Source organism: Nocardia caishijiensis NBRC 108228, assembly GCF_001612825.1.
In the GTDB taxonomy this organism is placed as follows: domain Bacteria; phylum Actinomycetota; class Actinomycetes; order Mycobacteriales; family Mycobacteriaceae; genus Nocardia; species Nocardia caishijiensis.
This window is the reverse complement of sequence record NZ_BDBE01000021.1, coordinates 32189-51830: the sequence shown is the minus strand read 5'-3', so window position 1 is coordinate 51830 and position 19642 is coordinate 32189. Positions and strand designations below refer to the sequence as shown.

At 68.8% G+C, this 19642-nt stretch carries 17 protein-coding genes; 12 read left to right on the top strand and 5 right to left on the bottom strand.

All coding sequences use genetic code 11. The annotated features are described in order from the left end of the window. Nucleotides 1-457: 457 nt before the first annotated feature. Together cobM and NC7_RS30365 are read right to left on the bottom strand one after the other, a co-directional pair. Entirely contained in the window at nt 458-1207 is a 750-nt protein-coding gene (gene cobM, locus NC7_RS05685; protein ID WP_067979809.1) for a precorrin-4 C(11)-methyltransferase, read from the bottom strand. A gap of 95 nt (nt 1208-1302) precedes the next feature. Then, a complete protein-coding gene (locus NC7_RS30365) occupies nt 1303-4758 on the bottom strand; it encodes an Ig-like domain repeat protein (protein WP_067979807.1) in 3456 nt (1151 codons plus the stop codon). Nucleotides 4759-4997: 239 nt separating this feature from the next. Between NC7_RS30365 and NC7_RS05675 the strand changes: the two genes are divergently transcribed. Together NC7_RS05675 and NC7_RS05670 are read left to right on the top strand one after the other, a co-directional pair. Further along, complete coding sequence (locus NC7_RS05675; RefSeq protein ID WP_201449840.1) at nt 4998-6194, top strand: TerD family protein; 1197 nt, start codon at nt 4998-5000, stop codon at nt 6192-6194. Between the two features lie 92 nt (nt 6195-6286). Next, a complete protein-coding gene (locus NC7_RS05670; RefSeq protein ID WP_084458004.1) occupies nt 6287-6991 on the top strand; it encodes a thioredoxin-like domain-containing protein in 705 nt (234 codons plus the stop codon). A gap of 1 nt (nt 6992) precedes the next feature. On the opposite strand, the gene NC7_RS05665 is transcribed toward NC7_RS05670, so the two are convergent. Continuing rightward, on the bottom strand, nt 6993-7418 hold the full coding sequence (locus NC7_RS05665) for a PPOX class F420-dependent oxidoreductase (protein WP_067979805.1): 426 nt from the start codon (nt 7416-7418) through the stop codon (nt 6993-6995). 83 nt (nt 7419-7501) lie between these two features. On the opposite strand from NC7_RS05665, the gene NC7_RS05660 reads away from it, so the two are divergent. From NC7_RS05660 to NC7_RS05650, 3 genes are all read left to right on the top strand, one after another. Next, nucleotides 7502-7861, top strand: coding sequence for an NYN domain-containing protein (locus tag NC7_RS05660; protein WP_067979802.1), 360 nt, complete (start codon nt 7502-7504; stop codon nt 7859-7861). 70 nt (nt 7862-7931) lie between these two features. After that, nucleotides 7932-8174: a type II toxin-antitoxin system Phd/YefM family antitoxin gene (locus NC7_RS05655; protein ID WP_067979799.1), complete on the top strand. Its 243-nt coding sequence runs from the start codon at nt 7932-7934 to the stop codon at nt 8172-8174. After that, on the top strand, nt 8171-8587 hold the full coding sequence (locus tag NC7_RS05650) for a type II toxin-antitoxin system VapC family toxin (RefSeq protein ID WP_067979796.1): 417 nt from the start codon (nt 8171-8173) through the stop codon (nt 8585-8587). The genes NC7_RS05655 and NC7_RS05650 overlap by 4 nt, the downstream gene beginning before the upstream one ends. A 45-nt stretch (nt 8588-8632) precedes the next feature. Here NC7_RS05650 and NC7_RS05645 read toward each other — a convergent pair whose 3' ends face one another. Continuing rightward, a complete protein-coding gene (locus NC7_RS05645) occupies nt 8633-9358 on the bottom strand; it encodes an SACE_7040 family transcriptional regulator (protein WP_084458001.1) in 726 nt (241 codons plus the stop codon). 84 nt (nt 9359-9442) lie between these two features. Between NC7_RS05645 and NC7_RS05640 the strand changes: the two genes are divergently transcribed. The 7 genes from NC7_RS05640 (at nt 9443) to NC7_RS05610 (ending at nt 18960) form a co-directional block, all read left to right on the top strand. After that, nucleotides 9443-11050, top strand: coding sequence for a carboxyl transferase domain-containing protein (locus tag NC7_RS05640; protein ID WP_236573108.1), 1608 nt, complete (start codon nt 9443-9445; stop codon nt 11048-11050). An 85-nt stretch (nt 11051-11135) separates the two neighbouring features. Then, entirely contained in the window at nt 11136-13325 is a 2190-nt protein-coding gene (locus NC7_RS05635) for an ATP-binding protein (protein WP_067979910.1), read from the top strand. Beyond that, complete coding sequence (locus NC7_RS05630; protein ID WP_067979793.1) at nt 13322-14482, top strand: acyl-CoA dehydrogenase family protein; 1161 nt, start codon at nt 13322-13324, stop codon at nt 14480-14482. The genes NC7_RS05635 and NC7_RS05630 overlap by 4 nt, the downstream gene beginning before the upstream one ends. Continuing rightward, entirely contained in the window at nt 14479-14961 is a 483-nt protein-coding gene (locus tag NC7_RS05625; RefSeq protein WP_067979790.1) for a MaoC family dehydratase, read from the top strand. The genes NC7_RS05630 and NC7_RS05625 overlap by 4 nt, the downstream gene beginning before the upstream one ends. Next, on the top strand, nt 14958-15773 hold the full coding sequence (locus NC7_RS05620) for an HpcH/HpaI aldolase/citrate lyase family protein (RefSeq protein ID WP_067979786.1): 816 nt from the start codon (nt 14958-14960) through the stop codon (nt 15771-15773). Before NC7_RS05625 ends, NC7_RS05620 begins: the two co-directional genes overlap by 4 nt. 19 nt (nt 15774-15792) lie before the next feature. Further along, on the top strand, nt 15793-17736 hold the full coding sequence (locus NC7_RS05615; RefSeq protein WP_236573111.1) for an acetoacetate--CoA ligase: 1944 nt from the start codon (nt 15793-15795) through the stop codon (nt 17734-17736). A 12-nt stretch (nt 17737-17748) separates the two neighbouring features. Beyond that, nucleotides 17749-18960 (top strand): TetR/AcrR family transcriptional regulator, encoded by a 1212-nt coding sequence (locus tag NC7_RS05610; protein WP_067979781.1) that lies wholly within the window; start codon nt 17749-17751, stop codon nt 18958-18960. Between the two features lie 6 nt (nt 18961-18966). Here the strand turns inward: NC7_RS05610 and NC7_RS05605 are convergent, their stop codons facing one another. Beyond that, complete coding sequence (locus NC7_RS05605) at nt 18967-19584, bottom strand: Uma2 family endonuclease (RefSeq protein WP_067979777.1); 618 nt, start codon at nt 19582-19584, stop codon at nt 18967-18969. Between the last annotated feature and the right edge of the window lie 58 nt (nt 19585-19642).

Genomic DNA, 19642 nt, shown 5'->3' with positions numbered 1-19642 from the left:
CCCAAACCTCGCTTCCGGAACACCCGCATCAGGCGCTCCCCGACGACACCGGAACGCAGACGCCCAGCCAGAACCAGCGGTGGCGCCTGCGTCTCGGGTTCAATTCTCGAAATCAATCAGGCAAAAAATGTCCATAGGCACTATCTGTCGGCTCAGCCGATCTCGTTACATGGCCGAGACCATGCTTCGGACCGTCCGGCCGACCGCGCCGGTGTGCTCGTCGCAAACCATCGCACCAATCTACCGGTGCCGCTGCCCCGCAACCAACCACCTCCATAGCTGGCGGGCATCGGCCCAGGTAAACCCGCCGCAGCCGGTTTGCTGACCGTTCCACCCACCTCACATCACGACCGTCGAGGTCGTGCGCGCGAGCGATTGAGTGATGAGTCACATCTCGGCCGTCGCCATGGCTGCGGGGTGGGTGGGTGCGGTCACCGTGCTCGGGCGGGGCACGGGATCATTCCGAGCGCTGACGAGCCGGGTCGTAGAGGTGCGACTGGGCGCAGGTGGCGGGAATGTTCATCGCACGGCCGACGAGGATGACGGCGGCTTGGCGCAGACCCGCCGATTCGACCTGGGTGGCGATGTCGGCGAGGGTGCCGCGCAGGACCAGTTGTTCGGGTTGGCTGGCGCGGTAGACGACGGCGACCGGGCAGGTGGGGCCGTATTCCTCCGCGAGTTCCTCGGCGAGGGTCTTGATCCTCGTGACGGCCAGGTGCAGAACGAGGGTGGCGCCGGTGGCGGCGAAGTTCGCCAGAGCCTCGCCCTCGGGCATCTTCGTCGAACGGGCCTGGGTGCGGGTGAGGACCACCGACTGCACCACCTCGGGGATCGTGAGTTCGGTGCCGAGGATCGCCGCGGCAGCGGCATAGGCGGGGACGCCGGGGGTGATGTCCCAGGGGACGCCGTGCGCGTCGAGGCGGCGGGTTTGTTCGGTGAGGGCCGAGTAGATGGACGGGTCGCCCGAGCACAGGCGCGCGACATCCTTGCCTGCCTCGTGCGCCTGGACGAGATGGGCGGTGATCTGGTCCAGATCCAGCTGCTGGGTGTCGATCAACTGCGTGCCGGGCGCGCAGTGGGCGAGCACCTCGGGGTCGAGGTAGGTCCCCGCGTACAGGCAGACCGGGCTGTCGCGCAGCAGGTTCACCGCGCGCACCGTGAGCAGGTCGGCTGCGCCGGGGCCCGCCCCGATGAAATGCACCGTCATGTCAGCAGCGTAGAACGCCGCCGGTTGCCGGGCGGTCCTGGCTGCCGACGCCCGGTCTGCTCGGCGCACGGCGCACTCGCCGCGATCGAAGGTGTTCAGCTCGTCCGCGGGCGGACGAAGGTCGATGCGAGGTGCAGGTTGTTGGTCCGGTTCATGTCGGTGCTCGCGCTCGAGGCGTGCAGGAACGAGGTGATCAGCGCCAGGCGCGGTGGCGCTTCGAGGACGACCGTGAAGGTCCGCGTCTCGCCCGGTTCGAGGGTGGGCATCCGGAAGCGCACATGGTTCGGGCGCGCCTCGCCACCTCCTGGGTCGACCAGGCGGTGCCAGCCCTGGGTCGACAGCCGCGCTTCCACGTCGGCGGCTTGCCGTCCGCCCGCGTTGGTGACGGTGACCGTGGCGGTCACCCGCTGGCCGGGATCGGCGGTGCGGGGCAGGTCGAGACGTACGCCGACATCGCTGGGATGGTCACCCGGTGAGCCGCCGACCTTCAGCACCCACAGCGTCATCGTGCCTCGGCTCGGCGCCACGCCGGTGTCGGCGTCACCGGAGTAGTCGGCGGTGACCAGGTGGGTGCCGAAGCCAAGGTGGGAGACGTCGACAGCACGGGCGACGGCGATGCCGTCGTCGACCGGGACGGGTGCGCCGAGCGGCTTGCCGTCGGCGGCGAACTGGACGGTGCCGGTGTCGATCTCGCCGACGGGGTCGCGGGTGACGGTCGCGGTGAGGTCGAGGCGCTCGAAGTAGGTCACCGGGTTGTGGTTGGCGCGCACCGTCGTCGTCGAGGTCGCGGTGTACACGGTGAGTTCGGCTCGGCCGCTGGATTGTTCGTAGCTGTCGTCACCGAGGTAGTGCGCCTCGATCGTGCCCGAACCGGCCCGCAGCGGCGGCGAGCTCGCCGTGCCGTCCGTGCCGAGGGGCACCGGATCGCCCAGCGGGGAACCGTACTGCGCGAACTGGATCGCGCCGGTGGGGTTCGGGGCGTCGGGCTTCGGTGTCGGCACGGTGACGGTGGCGCCGACCACCGCACCGGCCAGGACCGGCGGTGGTGGCAGGGTCAGATGGACCTCGGTGGGCACCTTCACCGGCCCCACCAGCACCCCGACACTGCCGAAGACCGGGGCGAACACCCGGCTCGGGTCGTCGGCCAGGTAGGTGGCGAGGACGTGGTGGGCGCCGGGGCGCAGGCCGTCGATCGGCGGCAACGTCGCCACCCCGTCGACCAGCTCGATCGGTCCCGGCGTCGCGACACCGTCGATCTCGAAGCGCACGTGCCCGGCGGGTGTCCCGAATGCCGGTGCGGTGCCCGGTTTCTGGCTCACCTTCGCACTGAAGCCGACCGGCTCGCCGACCCGGGCGAGGTGGTTCGGCGCGGTGGTGGTCACCTCGATCTCGGTCGGCACCTCGTCGTCGTGCAGCCGGAACACCGCGCCGCCGATCAGGTGCGCGGGATCGTCGGTCGCGGACGCGGTGACCAGGAATCCGCCGGGCAGTTCGCCCTGGCGGGTGGCGGCCAGCGCGGTCAGGTTCACCTGGGCGTAGCCGTCGGCGTCGGTGGTCGTCCGGATCGTGTCGCCGCCGTTGTCGAAGACGGCGGCGGGCGGCTGACCGGCGGGCAGCGCGAAGGTGATCGACTTGCCCGCCTGGGGGCCGTGGATCGCGTCGACGAACCGCACCCGCAGCGGCTCGGCGAAGGGCTGACCCGAGTAGGCGCTCTGACTGTTGCCCGAGATCAGTTCCACCCGACTGCGTTTCGACGGGATCGGGACGATCAGCTGCACCTTGCCCTCGTTGAGCCGGTCCCGGTTCCCGTGATTGCCGTCGGGTCCGTTGTAGAAGTGCGGCGGCTGGTTCGCGACGCTGTCGACGACCGACTCGCCGCCACCGCCACCGCCGCCACCACCGTCGTTGCCGTCCTGCGCGCCGTGCCCCTTGCCGCCGCCGTGGCTGCCACCACCGCCGCCGCCCCCACCACCGCCGGTGGAGCTGCCGGTGGCGTGCCCGCCGTGCGTGCCGTGCTCGCTGCCGCCGTCACCGCCGAAGCCGCCACCGAAACCGCCGCTGGTGCCGTCGCCCGGCTGGGGACCGCCGCCGCCGCCGTCACCGCCGTCGGCGCTGAACCCGTTGCCTCCGCCACCGCCTCCGCCACCGGCGACGACTATCGCCCGATTGTCCGACGACGGCCGGGTGCCGCAGTCGGCGCCGTTCTGACTCACCGCCGACGCCCCGCCACCGCCCGCCCCGCTGTAGGAGGCGCCGGAGTCGGCGGTGCCTCGGGCGCCACCGGTGCCGTATCCCCAGCCGCCGCCGGGGCCACCGTAACGACCGACGTCGATCTTCAGCTGTTTGCGTTCCTGCACGGCGATCACCGCCTGTACACCGCTGCCCGCGCCACCGGTGCCGACGTCACCGAAATCGTGTCCACCGCCCGCGCCCGACCCGCCGAGCACGTCGGCGAAGATCTCGTCCACGCCGTCGCCGACGCAGTAGTACTGCGCGGATTCACCGTGCGCACCGAAGGTCGTCGTGCGGACACCGTCGGCGGAGGTCAGGAACAGGACGTAGCCGTCACCGGAGACCGACGCGGTGGTCACGCTCGCCTTCGACAGGCTCGGCGACGCGTAGGAGGTGCCACCGCCACCGCCCGCACCACCGGCGCCCGGTGCGGCGTGCGGACCGTGCGAGATCGGCGTCTCCGGCGCGGCCGCGCCACCACAACCACCGCCCTGCCCGGCACCACCGAGGTAGCCGCCGCCCCCACCCCCGCCACCGCCGCCGCCCCCGGTCTTGTCGAACGTGTGGCCCGCACCGCCCGCCCGGGTGCCGCCGCAGGTCAGACCGCTCGGTGTGGTGCCCGCCGGATTGTTCTCACCCGCGCCGCCGGTCCACGGCGGACCCTCCTGCCAGCCGACCGCCGCGCTGCCGTCGCCACCGTCACCGCCGTCGCGACGCGAACCGCCACCGCAGTAGAAGAAGGTCGAATCCTGTACGGGCGACACCGAATAGCAGTCGGGGGCGTTGCCGCCCGCTCCCCCGCCACCACCCGCGACCAGCACCGGAGTGTCGTCGGCGCCGAGCACGGCCGACGCACCGCCACCGCCGCCGCCGTCCCAGCCGCTCGAATAGACCGTGCCGAAATTCGTCAGCTGGTCGACCGCTTCGCCCCTCGCTCCGCCGGAGGCGTACGGCGAGAAGCCGCCGTTCTCCCCGCCCGCGCACCCGACCTGCACCTGGAACTCCTGGTGCGGGCTCACCCGCAGACCACCGCTGACCTGTCCGCCGAGCCCGCCGATGCCGGTGAAGTTCGGATTCGGCGTCTGCCCCTGTCCACCGACCGCCTCGATGTAGAGGCTCGTGGTGCCCGCCGGAACCCGGTAGGTCTGGGTCCGGTCGCTGCAATAGAACACATCGATCGAGAGGCCGGACTCGGGATCCTCGACATGGTCGGCGACCCCGCCCGGCGGTTGGGTCCGCGCGCCCGGCGCGGTCGCGAGCACGAGCAGCACACCGAGAAATGCGGCGGCCCATGCGTGGGCCACGGTCCGTCCGGCCATGCCAGAACTCCGTTCACCAGCCTCGTTGCTCAGGGAACTTGTCGAAACGGTAGCCGTGGTTGTCGCCTCAACCTGCCAGCGACGCGCGCGTTTTCGCTGGTCACCCTGGTTGTCGACGGCTCGTTCCTTGGCTGGGGTGCCGGTTGCTCACCGCATGCGCGGCTGGATGCGCGTCGCGCGCGGCAGTAGGTTCGGTGGCGATGCGGGCCGTTGCGGCTCCCGATGAGGTGAGGTAGACCATGGAGTTGTCCAAGGGCGCGAACACACCGTTGCCCTCGCCCGAAGTGCGGATCACCGTGGCCGCCGACACCGGCGCCGACCTTGCCGCGCTGCTGCTGACCGCCGCCGGAAAGGTGCGCTCCGACAGCGATTTCGTCTTCTACAACCAGCCGGTCGCCCCCGGCGTCGAAGTCGTCTCGGCCGAAGCCGTCCGGGTGTCGTTCGCCTCGGTGCCCGCCGAGATCGATCGAATCGTGCTCACCGCGAGCCTCGACGGCACCGGGCCGACCGAATGGGGGCAGGCCGGACCGCCCCGGACCACGGTGACCGACGAGTCGTCCGGCGCCCTGCTCGCCGCCTTCACCCCGACCGGACTCGGGCCGGAGACCGCGCTGATCGCCTGCGAGCTGTACCGGCGCGGGGACGGGTGGAAGGTGCGCGCGGTCGGTCAGGGATACGCGCAGGGGCTGGCGGGCATCGCGACCGATTTCGGCATCACCGTCGATGACGAACCGGCCGAGGGACAATCGCCACCGCCCGCCGAGGTCCAGCCCGTCCCACCGGCCGAGGTTCGATCGGCGCCGACGACCGTGGCCGATCCACCTCGGTTCGGACGCCCCACGGTCGACCTGTCCAAAGGCCATGTGACCCTGCGCAAGAGCGAAACGGTGTCACTCACCAAACCCGGTGCCCCGGCACTCACCCGGGTGCGGATGGGCCTGGGTTGGGACCCTGCGACACACGGCGGCCGGATCGACCTCGACGCCTCCGTCATCGCCTACGACGACCGCGCGAAGAAGCTCACCAACGTCTGGTTTCTACGCCGCGAGGCATTCGACGGCGCGATCAAACACTCCGGCGACAACCTGACCGGCCACGGTGACGGCGACGACGAGGTCATCACCGTCGACCTGACGGCCCTACCCCCCGAGGTCTACGCCCTGATCTTCACCGTCAACTCCTTCGCGGGCCACAAGTTCGATCAGGTCGGTCGCGCACACTGCCGTCTCCTCGACGACCACACCGGCGCCGAACTGGTCCGCTTCGAACTGTCCAAGGGCGAACCGACCACGGGCGTCTTCCTCGCCATGCTCACCCGCGCCGCACCCGGCTGGAATATGACCGCGCTCGGGGAGTATTCGAAAGGCGCGACCGTGCGCAAGATGGTCGACCCGGGCAAACAGTTCGTCTCGACCAGTCGTGCGTCCACGACCTGATCGCACCGCCGGAGCCGGGTCCACGGCGGTGTGGGCGGACTGCCAGTAAGTTCGTCTCGGACGGCGAGCGCCGACACGACGAGGAGGGGCCCATGCGGGTACGGAACAGAGTGAGCGCGTGTCTGCTGGCGGTCGCGTCGATCACGCTCGCGGGTTGTGGCGACGATGCCGTCGAAGGTCATCCGATGATCGCCATGGACAGCTTCGCGCCCTCCGAGGACAACCAGGACCCGGCGAAAGACATCCCCGGTGTCGTCACCGCCGAATACCCCCTCGGCAATCATGTGCCGAGCACGCAGCGGGTGGCGTACACGTCGATCCCGCCGATGGGCGGCACGCACGACGCGGTCTGGGCGGCCTGCGACGGTGTGGTCTATCCCGAGGGCATCCGGACCGAGAACGCGGTGCACTCGATGGAACACGGCGCGGTGTGGATCGCCTACGACCCTGCGCGGGTGAGCGCCGACGACCAGGCGACGCTGCGGAACAAGGTGCAGGGCAGGACATACACCTTCATGTCGCCCATCCCGAACATGGCCGATCCGATCTCGCTGCAGTCGTGGGGCCACCAGCTCGTCCTCGACAGCGCGACCGACGCGCGCGTCGACCAGTTCATCATGGCCCTGCGCAACAACCCTTACACCACACCGGAACCCGGCGCCTCCTGCAGCAACCCGATCTTCGACCGCGATCCCGCGCCCTACGACCCGTCCACTCCCGGCCCGGACGCCGCGCCGATGAACAGCGAGCCCGTCTTCCCGACCGAAGTGCCCGAGCTCCCGCCCGCGCCCCGCTGATCTACCCGGTCATGTCGAAATGCGCGATGACCTTCGTCGGCCGAACCCGCACCACCAGCTCGCCTGGCACCCCGTTGCGCTTGCCGAACTCCTCGGCCCGGTCCGCGCCCATGTACCGGGCGGCGATCGCGGTCGCGGTCCGCACCAGCTCCGCCGGATCCTCCGACATCTCGACCGTCCCCTGCACCTCCACCAGCCCATAAGGTGGCTCTTCCAGATCAACACACACCGCGACCCGGGGATCCCGCGCGAACGCCCGCCCTTTCGCGGTCTCCTTCCCCGTGTTGAACACCAGCTCATCACCTTCCACGATGAACCAGATCGGCGTCACCAACGGCCGCCCGTCCTTGGCCGTGAATGCCACCTTGCCCGTCCGTGTGCCGTGGGAAAGGAACTCTCGCACCTGAGGATCCGTCAGGGAAGTCATGCGCCCAGCGTAGGCCCCTCCCCTGCCGCCACACAGGAACCCGCGAGGCCTGTCGCTCCCCGCGGAAGGGGCAGACTGGGCTGATGGATCAGCTGATCGTCGTCGATGCGGCCAACGTCATCGGTTCGCGCGCCGACGGGTGGTGGAAGGATCGGGCAGGCGCCGCGCGCAGGCTGCTCACCGAGCTCGCCGGGCTGACCGAGACGACCGACGTCACCGTGGTTCTCGAGGGCGCAGCGAAACCAGGCTCGGATGCGGCGGCCCCGCCCCTGAAAGTCGTGCTTGCCAAGGGTTCGGGTGACGACACGATCGTCGACGTGGTCGCCGCCGACAACCACGACAAGATCATCGTCGTCACCGCCGACCGCGAACTCCGCGAACGAGTGGCGGCGCACGGGGCCGAAACCGTCGGCCCGGGCTGGTTATGGGATCGGATTGCCTGATTCCGAGCGCCGTGATGCCAGCCGTGAAACTTTGCTAATGTAGGTACATACCTACCAAGAGGAGGGCATCATGGCCACCATGAGCGCTCGCGAACTCAACCAGGATGTCAGCGCGGCCAAACGCGCCGCCCTGCAAGGTCCCGTGGTGATTACCGACCGTGGCGAAGAGGCGTTCGTGTTGCTGTCCATCGCGGAGTACAGACGCCTTCGCGCCGACAGTCAAGACCTCGTAGGCCGCTTGAGCATGGACGATGACGACATCGATTTCGAGCCGACTCCGCTCGGCATCGACCTGAAGGTCCCCGAGCTGTGACCTACCTCCTCGACACCAATGTTCTGAGCGAATTGCGCAAGTCCGCGCGATCCGCGGACCCGAGGGTGCGAGCATGGATCGCGGCCAGGCGACCATCGGAACTCTATTTGAGCGTTGTCACGATCATGGAGATCGACATCGGCATCGGGCGGGTCGAGCGCCGCGACGCCGACCAGGGTAAGAGGCTGCGCGCCTGGCTCGACGACACGGTGCTCGACGCGTTCGACGGCCGCATCCTCGCCGTCGATCTCGCCGTCGCACGACGTGCGGCCCGCCTGCACGTACCCGACCCTCGTCCAGAGCGCGACGCCCTGATCGCGGCAACAGCTGACGAGCACGGGATGACCGTGGTCACTCGCAACACGAAGGACTTCGCCCCGACCGGTGCGCCGGTGATCGATCCTTGGGAATGAAGAAGCGACGCCCGACGGCTCGGAGTCAGCGAATCTGCCGACTCGTCAGTGGCGCTGGTCGTCGATCAGGTCTGAGACCGGGCCCGCCTGCACCGGCTCGGGAGCCGGACGTTTCGGTTGGCGCGCGGGCTGAATTCGACCTTCGGCGTGCAAGTGATCGAGTCGGCTTTCGTCATCGGCCGTCAGTGCGGCCAGTGCCATCTGCCGAAGCACCGGGCGCGCACGGGAAGCACTCGCAGCCGACGCGCTGTGGGGTGTGGAGTTGATGAGGCCGAAGGCGGCGTGAGCTTGGATTCGGGCGGTTTCCTCCGCGAGGCCGGGACGTAGTTCGCGGAGGACCTCTACCCAGACTTCGACGTACTGACGCTGGGTGCGGCGCAGGACTCGGCGTTCCGGTGTGGGGACCTTGTCGAGGTCGCGGTCCTGGATGCGGATGAGTTCGGGGTTGCCGAAGGCGAAGTCGAGGTGGAAGTCGACCAGGCCGGCGAGGGCTTCGGCGGCCGTCGACGATTCGGCGACCACGGCGCGGCCGCCTGCGAGCAGATGCTCACTGATGCCGACGAGCAGTTCGACCAGCAGTGCCTCTTTGTTCGCGAAGTGCCGGTAGACGGCGGGTCCGCTGATACCGACGGCGGCGCCCAGGTCGTCGAGGCGCACACCGAGGAAACCCCGGTCGGCGATCAACCGGGCGCCTGCCGTGAGCAACTGTTCCCGGCGCTGCGCCTTGAGCTGCTCGCGCCGGGTCGCCGGGACGGGTTCGGCCACCGACACTCCTTTCCCCTCTGGACAACTTGGTTAATCAACATTAACCTGAATTTCAGTTATTGGCGATTAACCGGATGGCAGGATGGCCCGATGACGGTGACACACGACCTCGGCAATGACACCGAGGCCGCCACGAGCAATCGAGACGCGCACCTCGCCCTGGTGGCAGACCTGCGGCAACGGCTGGCCACGACCGCGCTCGGCGGCCCGCAGAAGTCGCGCGAACGGCACGTCGCCCGAGGCAAGCTGCTCCCCCGCGACCGCATCGACCAACTGCTCGACCCGGGCAGTCCCTTCCTCGAACTCGCCCCGCTGGCGGGCAACGGCATGTACGACGACGAATGCCCCGGCGCGGGCGTGATCGCGGGCATCGGCCGGATCGCGGGCCGGGAATGCCTGGTGCTGGCCAACGACCCGACGGTCAAGGGCGGCACCTACTACCCGATCACGGTGAAGAAGCACCTGCGCGCCCAGGAGGTGGCCGCGCAGAACAACCTGCCGTGCGTGTACCTGGTGGAATCCGGCGGCGGGTTCCTGCCCCGCCAGGACGAGGTGTTCCCCGACCGCGACCACTTCGGTCGCATCTTCTACAACCAGGCGAACATGAGCGCGCGCGGCATCGCCCAGATCGCGGCAGTGCTCGGCTCGTGCACCGCCGGTGGCGCCTACGTCCCCGCGATGGCCGACGAGGCCGTGATCGTGCGCGACCAGGGCACCATCTTCCTCGGCGGCCCGCCGCTGGTGAAGGCGGCGACCGGTGAGGTCGTCACCGCGGAGGAACTGGGCGGTGGTCTGCTGCATTCGCGCACTTCCGGCGTCACCGATCATCTCGCCGACGACGACCGCGACGCGCTGCGCATCGTCCGCGATATCGTCTCGACCCTCGGCCCGCGACCCGAGGCCCCATGGCAGGTGCTGCCGAGCACCCCGCCCGCCGAGCCCGAGGACGAGCTCTACGACGTGGTCCCCGTCGACCCGCGCACACCGTACGACGTGCGCGAGGTGATCGACCGGATCGTCGACGGCGAGAGCGGTTTCCAGGAATTCAAGGCCGAGTACGGCAAGACGCTGGTCACCGGTTTCGCCCGCATCCACGGTCATCCGGTTGGCATCGTGGCCAACAACGGCGTGCTGTTCAGCGAATCCGCCATGAAGGGCGCGCATTTCATCGAACTGTGCGACAAGCGCAAGATTCCGCTGCTGTTCCTGCAGAACATCACCGGCTTCATGGTCGGTCGCGACTACGAGGCCGGTGGTATCGCCAAGCACGGCGCGAAGATGGTCACCGCGGTGGCGTGCGCGCGGGTGCCGAAGCTGACGGTGGTGATCGGCGGGTCCTACGGCGCGGGTAACTACTCCATGTGTGGGCGCGCGTATTCGCCGCGCTTCCTGTGGATGTGGCCGAACGCGCGCATCTCGGTGATGGGTGGCGAGCAGGCCGCGTCGGTGCTGGCAACGGTGCGCGGCGATCAGCTCGACAGCGCGGGCAAGCCCTGGTCGGCCGAGGATCAGGAGGCGTTCAAGGCCCCGATCCGGGAGCAGTACGAAACCCAGGGCAACCCCTACTATGCGACGGCGCGCATCTGGGACGACGGCGTGATCGCCCCCACCGACACCAGAACAGTGCTCGGACTTGCCCTTTCGGTGTGTGCGCAAGCGCCACTCGAACCCGTTTCCTACGGCGTCTTCCGGATGTGAAGGAGCGTCAGCGAGTGAACCCAAAACACAGTGCGCCGTCGCGCACGACGAAGCCGAGCGCCAGCGAGGCGCAGGAGTGAGCGACATGCTGAACAAATCTCAACCCGTCGAATTCGACACTGTCCTGGTCGCCAATCGCGGTGAGATCGCGGTGCGCGTCATCAAGACGTTGCGCGCCATGGGCATTCGTTCCGTCGCGGTGTACAGCGACGCCGACGAGAACGCGCGCCATGTGCGTGAGGCCGATGTCGCGGTGCGACTCGGCCCGGCGCCCGCGCGCGAGAGCTACTTGTCGATCGAGAAGGTCGTCGACGCCGCTGTGCGTTCCGGCGCGCAGGCGGTGCACCCGGGTTACGGCTTCCTGTCGGAGAATTCGGCGTTCGCCGCCGCGTTGGCCGACGCGGGCATCGTCTTCCTCGGACCGCCCGCCAAGGCCATCGAGGTGATGGGCGACAAGATCACCGCGAAGAAGACGGTGACGGCGTTCGGTGTGCCGGTGGTCCCCGGCATCGCCGAACCCGGCCTCACCGACGACCAGTTGATCGCCGCCGCAACCGATATCGGCTATCCGGTGCTGGTGAAGCCGTCGGCCGGTGGTGGTGGCAAGGGTATGCGTCTGGTCGAGCGGGCCGAGGACCTGCCCGCCGCGCTGGTGAGTGCCCGCCGGGAAGCCGGTGCCGCCTTCGGCGACGACACCCTGTTCCTGGAACGTTTCGTCACCCGGCCACGGCACATCGAAGTGCAGGTGCTGGCAGACGCTTTCGGCAATGTTGTGCACCTGGGCGAGCGCGAATGCAGTTTGCAGCGCAGGCATCAGAAGGTCATCGAGGAAGCACCTTCGCCCCTACTCGATGCCGCCACCCGGGCCCGGATCGGCACCGCGGCCTGCAACACCGCGCGCAGCGTCGACTACGTGGGCGCGGGCACCGTGGAGTTCATCGTCTCCGCCGACCGGCCCGACGAGTTCTTCTTCATGGAGATGAACACGCGACTGCAGGTGGAACATCCGGTGACCGAGATGGTCACCGGCATCGACCTGGTGGAATGCCAGGTCCGGGTGGCCGCCGGGCAGAAGCTGGCGCGCACCCAGGACGAGATCCACCTGGCCGGGCACGCGATCGAGGCCCGTGTGTACGCCGAGGACCCGGGCCGGGGATTCCTGCCGACCGGTGGCACGGTGCTGGCCCTGGCCGAGCCGGAAGGCGACGGCATCCGGGTGGATTCGGGGCTGTCCGTGGGAACCGTGGTCGGCAGCGACTACGACCCGATGCTGTCGAAGGTGATCGCCCGGGGCAACACCCGCGCCGACGCCCTCGCCGCACTCGACCGCGCGCTGGAACAGACGGTGTTGCTCGGTGTCACCAGCAATATCGAGTTCCTGCGCTTCCTGCTGGGCGACGACGATGTGCGGGCGGGGCGCCTCGACACCGCGCTGCTCGACCGCCGCGTCACCGACTTCGCGCCCGCCGAACCCACCGACGACGAGTTCATCGCGGCCGCCGCGTATCACTGGCTGCGTCGCTGGCCGGAGCACGGCACAGACCTGTGGTCGGTACCGTCGGGTTGGCGACTCGGTACGCTGGCGCCGACCACGATCCGGCTCGCCTCCGGCGATCGGATCCGCCACGTGTTCATCACGGGCACACCGGATTCCGCGCAGGTTTGGCTGGCCGACGACCACGCCACGCTGCCGCACTCAGGACAACACCCGACACCGCGACCGGCCGAGCGGCCAGCCGTTGGTGCGGTTGACGGCCCGGTCACGCCACAGCCCGCAGGCTCCGCGGCAGCCACGTCCGAGCCGCGGCCCGAGGAGTCCGCGGGTCCGAACGCCAGCTCGCTGACCGCTGTCCTGCTCGACGACGGACTCGAGCTCACCGTGAACGGCCTGCGCCGCACCGTGACAGTGGCCGAGGCCGACGACCAGCTGTGGGTGAGCGACAACAGTCGCGTTTTCGTGCTGCGCGAAGTAGCGGAGGCGAGTGTGCGTGGGGATGCCGCGCATGTCGGTGACGCCGAAATCCGCAGTCCCATGCCCGGTTCGGTGATCGCGGCACCGGTCGCGAACGGCGCGACGGTCGCCGTCGGCGATCCGGTGATCGTGATCGAGGCCATGAAGATGGAGCACACCCTCACCGCACCGGTGGCGGGCACCGTGGAGGTGCTGGCCTCGCCGGGCACCCAGGTGAAGCTGGACCAAGTGCTGGTGCGCGTCGTCGCCCATCCCGCCGACGTGAACACGGCCGACGCCGACAGTGAAGGAACCACCGCATGACCGACTACCTGTCCACCGGTTCCCTGCCGGAGGAATACCGTCAGCTCGCCCTCACCGTGCGCGACTTCGCTCAGCAGGTCGTCGCCCCGGTGTCGGCGAAACACGATGCCGACCACAGCTTTCCGTACGAGGTCGTGGCAGGCATGGCCGACATGGGCCTGTTCGGCCTGCCGTTCCCCGAGGACTTCGGCGGCATGGGCGGCGACTACTTCGCCCTCTGTCTCGCGCTGGAGGAACTCGGCAAGGTCGACCAGAGCGTGGCCATCACCCTCGAAGCCGGTGTCTCCCTCGGCGCCATGCCCATCTACCGGTTCGGCGACGACGACCAGCGCGCGGAGTGGTTGCCCCAGCTCACCAGCGGGCAGGCGCTGGCCGGTTTCGGTCTCACCGAGCCCGACGCGGGCAGCGACGCCGGTGGCACCAGGACAACGGCCGTCGAGGACGGTGACAGCTGGGTGATCAACGGCAGCAAGCAGTTCATCACCAACTCGGGCACCGACATCACCCGCCTGGTCACCGTCACCGCGGTGACCGGCAACAACGGCGGCAAGAAGGAGATCTCCACGATCCTCGTGCCGACCTCGACCCCGGGATTCGTGGCCGAGCCCGCGTACAACAAGGTCGGCTGGAACGCCTCCGACACCCATCCGCTGAGCTTCACCGATGTGCGGGTGCCGCGCGAGAACCTGCTCGGTGAGCGTGGGCGCGGTTACGCCAACTTCCTGCGCATCCTCGACGAGGGCCGCATCGCCATCGCCGCGCTCGCGGTCGGCGCCGCGCAGGGCTGTGTGGACGAGAGTGTGCGGTACGCGGGCGAGCGGCAGGCGTTCGGCCAGGCCATCGGCCGCAACCAGGCCATCGCGTTCAAGATCGCCCGGATGGAGGCCCGGGCCCACACCGCGCGCACCGCCTACTACGACGCGGCCGCGCTCATGCTGGCGGGCAAACCCTTCAAGAAGCAGGCCTCGATCGCGAAGATGGTCGCCAGCGAGGCCGCGATGGACAACGCCCGCGACGCCACCCAGATCTTCGGCGGCAACGGCTTCATGAACGAGTACCTGGTGTCCAGGCACTACCGTGACAGCAAGATCCTGGAAATCGGTGAGGGCACGACGGAGGTGCAGCTGATGCTGATCGCTAGGGAGCTGGGACTGTGAGCGAGACCAGGCGCGTCGTCCAGCGCGGCCTGTGGTTCGAGGAGTTCGAGATCGGGACGGTGTACGAGCACCGCCCCGGCCGCACCATCACCGAGGCCGACAACGTCCTGTTCACCACGCTGACGATGAACACCCAGGCCCTGCATCTGGACGCCTCGTTCGCCGACGCGCAGCCGCCGTTCAATCAGCGGCTGGTGAACTCGATGTTCACGCTCTCGACCCTGGTCGGGCTCTCGGTCGCCCAGCTCACCCAGGGCACCCTGGTCGCCAACCTCGGCTTCTCGGAGATGACCGTGCCCGCCCCGCTGTTCCACGGCGACACCATGTACGCCGAAACCCTGGTCACCGACAAGCGCGAGTCCAAGAGCCGCCCCGGTGAGGGAATCGTCAGCTTGGCGCACACCGCGCGCAATCAGCACGGTGTGGTGGTCGCCACCGCTGTCCGGCAGACCCTGGTCCGCAAGGCGCCGACCGCATGAGGATCTGGCAACCGGCGGGTCCGGCCTGGCTCTTCTGCCCCGCCGACCGCCCCGAACGCTTCGCCAAGGCCGCCGCGGCCGCCGATGTGGTGATTCTCGACCTCGAGGACGGCGTGGCCCCCGCCGACAAGGCCGCGGCCAGGCAGGCGCTGCTCGACACCCCGCTCGACCCACAGCACACCGTGATCCGGGTGAACGCGGCGGGCACCGACGACCATGCCGAGGACCTCGCCGTCCTGGCGAGGACCGAGTACCGGCGCGTGATGCTGCCCAAGTGCGAATCCGCCGAACAGGTCAGAAACCTCGCCGAATGCGAGGTGATCGTGCTGGTCGAATCACCGCTCGGGGCGGTGCGGGTCACCGAATCGGTGCAGGTGGACAATGCCATCGGCGTGATGTGGGGCGCGGAGGACCTGATCGCCGGGCTCGGCGGCAATGCCAGCAGGCACGCCGACGGCAGCTACCGCGACATCGCCCGGCACGTGCGTTCCACCAGCCTGCTCGCCGCCAAGGCGTTCGGCCGGTTCGCGCTGGATTCGGTGTATCTGAACATCAAGGACCTGGACGGTCTGGCGGCGGAAACGCTCGACGCGGTCGCGGTCGGCTTCGACGGCAAAGTCGCCATCCACCCGAGTCAGGTTCCGGTGATCCGCGCCGGGTACGCGCCTTCCGAGGCCGAAACCGACTGGGCGCGGAGAGTTCTCGCGGAAGTCCCGAACCACCGTGGCGTATTCGCCTTCGAAGGGCGCATGGTGGACGCACCGGTATTGCGTCATGCCGAGCAGATCGTGCGCCGCGCCGACCTGTCCTGAACCGAGGAGGACCACGCCAGTGCAACCACAATGGGTACCGACCGACGACGACATCGCGGCTGCCCGGATCACCGATTTCGCCGCGTTCGTCACCGCCCGCACCGGCCTCGCCTATCCGGACTACCGGGCCCTGTGGCAGTGGTCGGTCGACGACCTCGAGGGTTTCTGGCAGGCGCTGTGGGACTACTTCGAACTCGGTGAGACGGCGGGCGAGGTCCTCGGCACCCGGGAAATGCCTGGTGCGCAGTGGTTTCCGGGCACCCGGTTGAACTACGTCGACCAGATCGTCCGGATGGCCCAGTTCGGCAGGCCCGCGATCATCGCGCTGCACGAGGACGCCGAACCGCGCGAGATCCTGTGGTCGGACCTCATCGAGCAGGTCACCGTTTTCGCCCGCACCCTGCGCGAACAGGGGGTCGAGGCGGGTGACCGGGTGGTTGGTTATCTGCCCAACATCCCGGAGGCGGTCGTCGCCTTCCTCGCGACCGCGAGCATCGGCGCGGTGTGGAGCGCCTGTGGACAGGACTACTCCGCCAAGGCCGCGCTCGACCGGCTCGGACAACTCGACCCGACGGTGCTCGTCACCGCCGACGGCTACCGTTTCGGCGGCAAGGACCACGACAAGCGAGCCGATATCGCCGCGCTGCGAGAAGGGCTGCCCGGTCTGCGCGCGACCGTCGTCGTGCCTCAGCTCGGTCTCTCGGTGCCGGACGCACTGGCCTGGGCCGACACAGTCACCGACGAGAATTTCGGCATCATCGAAACCACCCCGGTCGATTTCGATCATCCGCTGTGGATCGTGTTCTCCTCCGGCACGACGGGACTGCCCAAGGGCATCGTCCACGGCCACGGTGGCGTGCTGCTCGAGCACCTCAAAGCCGTTGCGCTGCAGTCCGATATCGGCACCGATGATGTCTTCTTCTGGTACACCAGCCCGAGCTGGATGATGTGGAACTTCCAGGTCGCCGGGTTGTTGGCAGGCGCGACCATCGTCACGTACGACGGCAGCCCCACAGCGGGCGGTCCGGATGCGTTGTGGCGCATCGCCGCCCAGGTCGGTGCCACCGTATTCGGCACCAGCCCAGGGTATGTGCTCGGCTGCATCAAGGCCGGTGCGGTGCCGCGCACCGATCACGACCTGGCCGCCCTGCGCACCGTCGGCATCACCGGTTCGGCGCTGCCGGAGACGAGCGCGCTGTGGCTGAGCGAGAACGTCGGCCCGCGTGTGCAGGTGAGTTCGATCAGCGGTGGCACGGACGTGGTATCGGCCTTCGCCGGTGGCACGCCGACCGTCCCGGTGTGGCCGGGTGAGCTGTCGGCACCGTACCTCGGGGTTGCTCTCGACGCGTTCGACGAACAGGGCGAGCCGGTGCGCGGCGAGGTCGGTGAGCTCGTGGTGACCGAGCCGATGCCGTCGATGCCGGTTCATTTCTGGCGTGACGAGGACGGAAAGCGTTACCGCGACGCCTATTTCGACACCTATCCCGGCGTGTGGCGCCACGGCGACTGGATCACGCTCACCGAACACGGCAGCGTGGTGGTACACGGACGCTCCGACTCCACCCTCAATCGGCACGGTATCCGGATGGGCAGCGCCGACATCTACCAGGTGGTCGAGCAGTTCCCGGAAGTCGCCGAGGCCTTGGTGATCGGGGCCGAACAGCCCGACGGCGGTTACTGGATGCCGCTGTTCGTCGTGCTCGCACCCGGTGCCGAGCTCACCGACGAGCTGAAAGCCCGGATCAATGCCGCCATCCGGAGCGAGGTCTCACCCAGGCACGTCCCCGACGAGATCCGCGAGGCCCCCGGGGTTCCGCACACCCGCACCGGCAAGAAGCTCGAGGTGCCCATCAAGAAGCTCTTCCAGGGCGCCGACCCGGCTCGCGTGGTGGAGCGGAGCGCCGTCGACGACCCGGCGTTGCTCGACTGGTATGCCCGGATCACCCCCTCCGACACGGTTTAATACACTTCGGGTATGAATGGCGGCGAGTCTCGTGGGGCACGTGGGTCGGTAGTCGATGGTGTGCGGCGCAGGCCGAAGAATCGGCGCGCGCAGATCGCGGCCACCTCGGCGGCGGCGTTCGGGGCCGCCGGGTATCACGGGGTGAGCATGGAAGACATCGCGGCCGCGCTCGGCATCAGCTCGGCCGCGCTGTACCGGCACTACCCGAGCAAGTACGCGTTGTTCCGGGAGGAACTGCTGCGGGTCGGCCAGGCGTTCACCACGGCCGTGGAGGTACCCGCCGAGGTCAGGTCGGCACCGGAACGGTTGCGGCACAGGCTCGCCGGGCTCATCGGCGCCACCCTCGAGAACCGGGCGACCGTCACGTTGGTGCGCTGGGAGGGGCGCTATCTCGAGCCCGCCGACCGGGCGGTTCTGGATCGGCAGCAGAGTTCCGTCCTCGCCGGGTTCGACCGTGAACTCGCCGTCCTGCGTCCGGAACTCAGTGCCGAGGAGCTACGGCTGGTGTCCACGGCCATGTTCGGCGTGGTCACCAGCCTCGCCGACCACCACGCCGCCCTCCCCGCGCGGGCGGTGCACAAGCTGCTCGGCTCGGCGTGCATGTCGTTGCACGAGTGTGAACTTCCGCCTGCCGCAACGGTTTCCGAACAGTCGGTGCGGGCACAGATTCCCGCCGCGTTCAAACACGAACTGCTGCTGCGCAAAGCGGTCGAGCTGTTCCACGAACGCGGCTACCCGAATGTGAGTGTGGAAGACATCGCCTCCGCCGCAGGGCTTTCCGCCGCGTCGGCGGTCTACCGCTTCTACCGTGGGAAGAGCGACATCCTCGCCGCCGCGTTCCGCCGCGCCGCCGACCGGGTGTCCGGCGCCATCGGTCCCGCCGTCGCGAGCACCCCACACAGTGCCGCCGCCCTCGATGTGCTGATCGACCAGTTCGTCGCCGACACCTTCGACGAACGCGCCCTCGCGGTGGTCTACTACGCCGAATTCGGCCACGTCCCCGCCGAGGAACGCGCCGTCCTGCGCAATATCCAGCGCCTCAGCGTCCAGGAATGGGCCCGCCTGGTCCGCGAGGTCCGCCCGGCCCTCACCCCCGCCGAGGCTCGCTTCCTCGTCCACGCGGCTTTCGCCATGGTCATCGACCTCGGCCAAGCCTTCGGCAACACCCCCCTGGCCGGGCGCGCCCGGGTCACCTACCTCATGCGCCGGGTCCTCCTCGGCTGAGTCCGTTCACAGGCGTGGAGCGACGGTGAGTTGGGACCAGTCGATGAGGATTCGGAAGGGGGCGGTGATGTCGACCGCGAGACCGTGTCCGTCGCGGTGGGTGGTTTCCACGTGGGTGTATGCGCGTTTGCGGATTTCCAGGGCGTAGCGCTCGATGCTCACCGCGCCGACCTTGTCGAATTCGACGATCCAGTAGTGCGGGATGCCCGCGTCCGCGTAGTCGGCCATCTTGTGGATGCGGTCGCGGCGTCCGGACCCCGGAGACACCACCTCGACCACGATGAGCACGCGGTCGGCGGTGAGCTGGTCGAAGTCGTCGAGACAGCGGTTGACGACCACGTCGGGGATGCGCGCGGTCGGTGGCATCTCCCACAGCAACACGCTGGTCTCGGTATTGGTTTCAATGCATGTGTCGCCGTTGCTTCGCATCTCCTCGACTGCCGATTCCTCGATGGCGTTCGACAATCGACTGGCAACCTTCTGGTGCCGTGCATCACGCTGCTCACGGGGAACTACATATCCGTCGACTATTTCCAACCCACGACGTGTTTCTTCATCGATGTCGAGGAACTGCTCCCAGGTGATCGGGGAGTCCTGAAATCGGCCGCGCCACGGGATCGACATGCGGCAAGCCTAGCGAACTCGCCCGACCAGCAAGCCGGACTCATGGGCGGACACCGGG

Coding starts and splice junctions, on each gene's coding strand:
- cobM (WP_067979809.1), bottom strand. CDS start 1,207: ATGACGGTGCATTTCATCGGGGCGGGCCCCGGCGCAGCCGACCTGCTC.
- NC7_RS30365 (WP_067979807.1), bottom strand. CDS start 4,758: ATGGCCGGACGGACCGTGGCCCACGCATGGGCCGCCGCATTTCTCGGT.
- NC7_RS05675 (WP_201449840.1), top strand. CDS start 4,998: ATGGAGTTGTCCAAGGGCGCGAACACACCGTTGCCCTCGCCCGAAGTG.
- NC7_RS05670 (WP_084458004.1), top strand. CDS start 6,287: ATGCGGGTACGGAACAGAGTGAGCGCGTGTCTGCTGGCGGTCGCGTCG.
- NC7_RS05665 (WP_067979805.1), bottom strand. CDS start 7,418: ATGACTTCCCTGACGGATCCTCAGGTGCGAGAGTTCCTTTCCCACGGC.
- NC7_RS05660 (WP_067979802.1), top strand. CDS start 7,502: ATGGATCAGCTGATCGTCGTCGATGCGGCCAACGTCATCGGTTCGCGC.
- NC7_RS05655 (WP_067979799.1), top strand. CDS start 7,932: ATGGCCACCATGAGCGCTCGCGAACTCAACCAGGATGTCAGCGCGGCC.
- NC7_RS05640 (WP_236573108.1), top strand. CDS start 9,443: ATGACGGTGACACACGACCTCGGCAATGACACCGAGGCCGCCACGAGC.
- NC7_RS05635 (WP_067979910.1), top strand. CDS start 11,136: ATGCTGAACAAATCTCAACCCGTCGAATTCGACACTGTCCTGGTCGCC.
- NC7_RS05630 (WP_067979793.1), top strand. CDS start 13,322: ATGACCGACTACCTGTCCACCGGTTCCCTGCCGGAGGAATACCGTCAG.
- NC7_RS05620 (WP_067979786.1), top strand. CDS start 14,958: ATGAGGATCTGGCAACCGGCGGGTCCGGCCTGGCTCTTCTGCCCCGCC.
- NC7_RS05610 (WP_067979781.1), top strand. CDS start 17,749: ATGAATGGCGGCGAGTCTCGTGGGGCACGTGGGTCGGTAGTCGATGGT.
- NC7_RS05605 (WP_067979777.1), bottom strand. CDS start 19,584: ATGTCGATCCCGTGGCGCGGCCGATTTCAGGACTCCCCGATCACCTGG.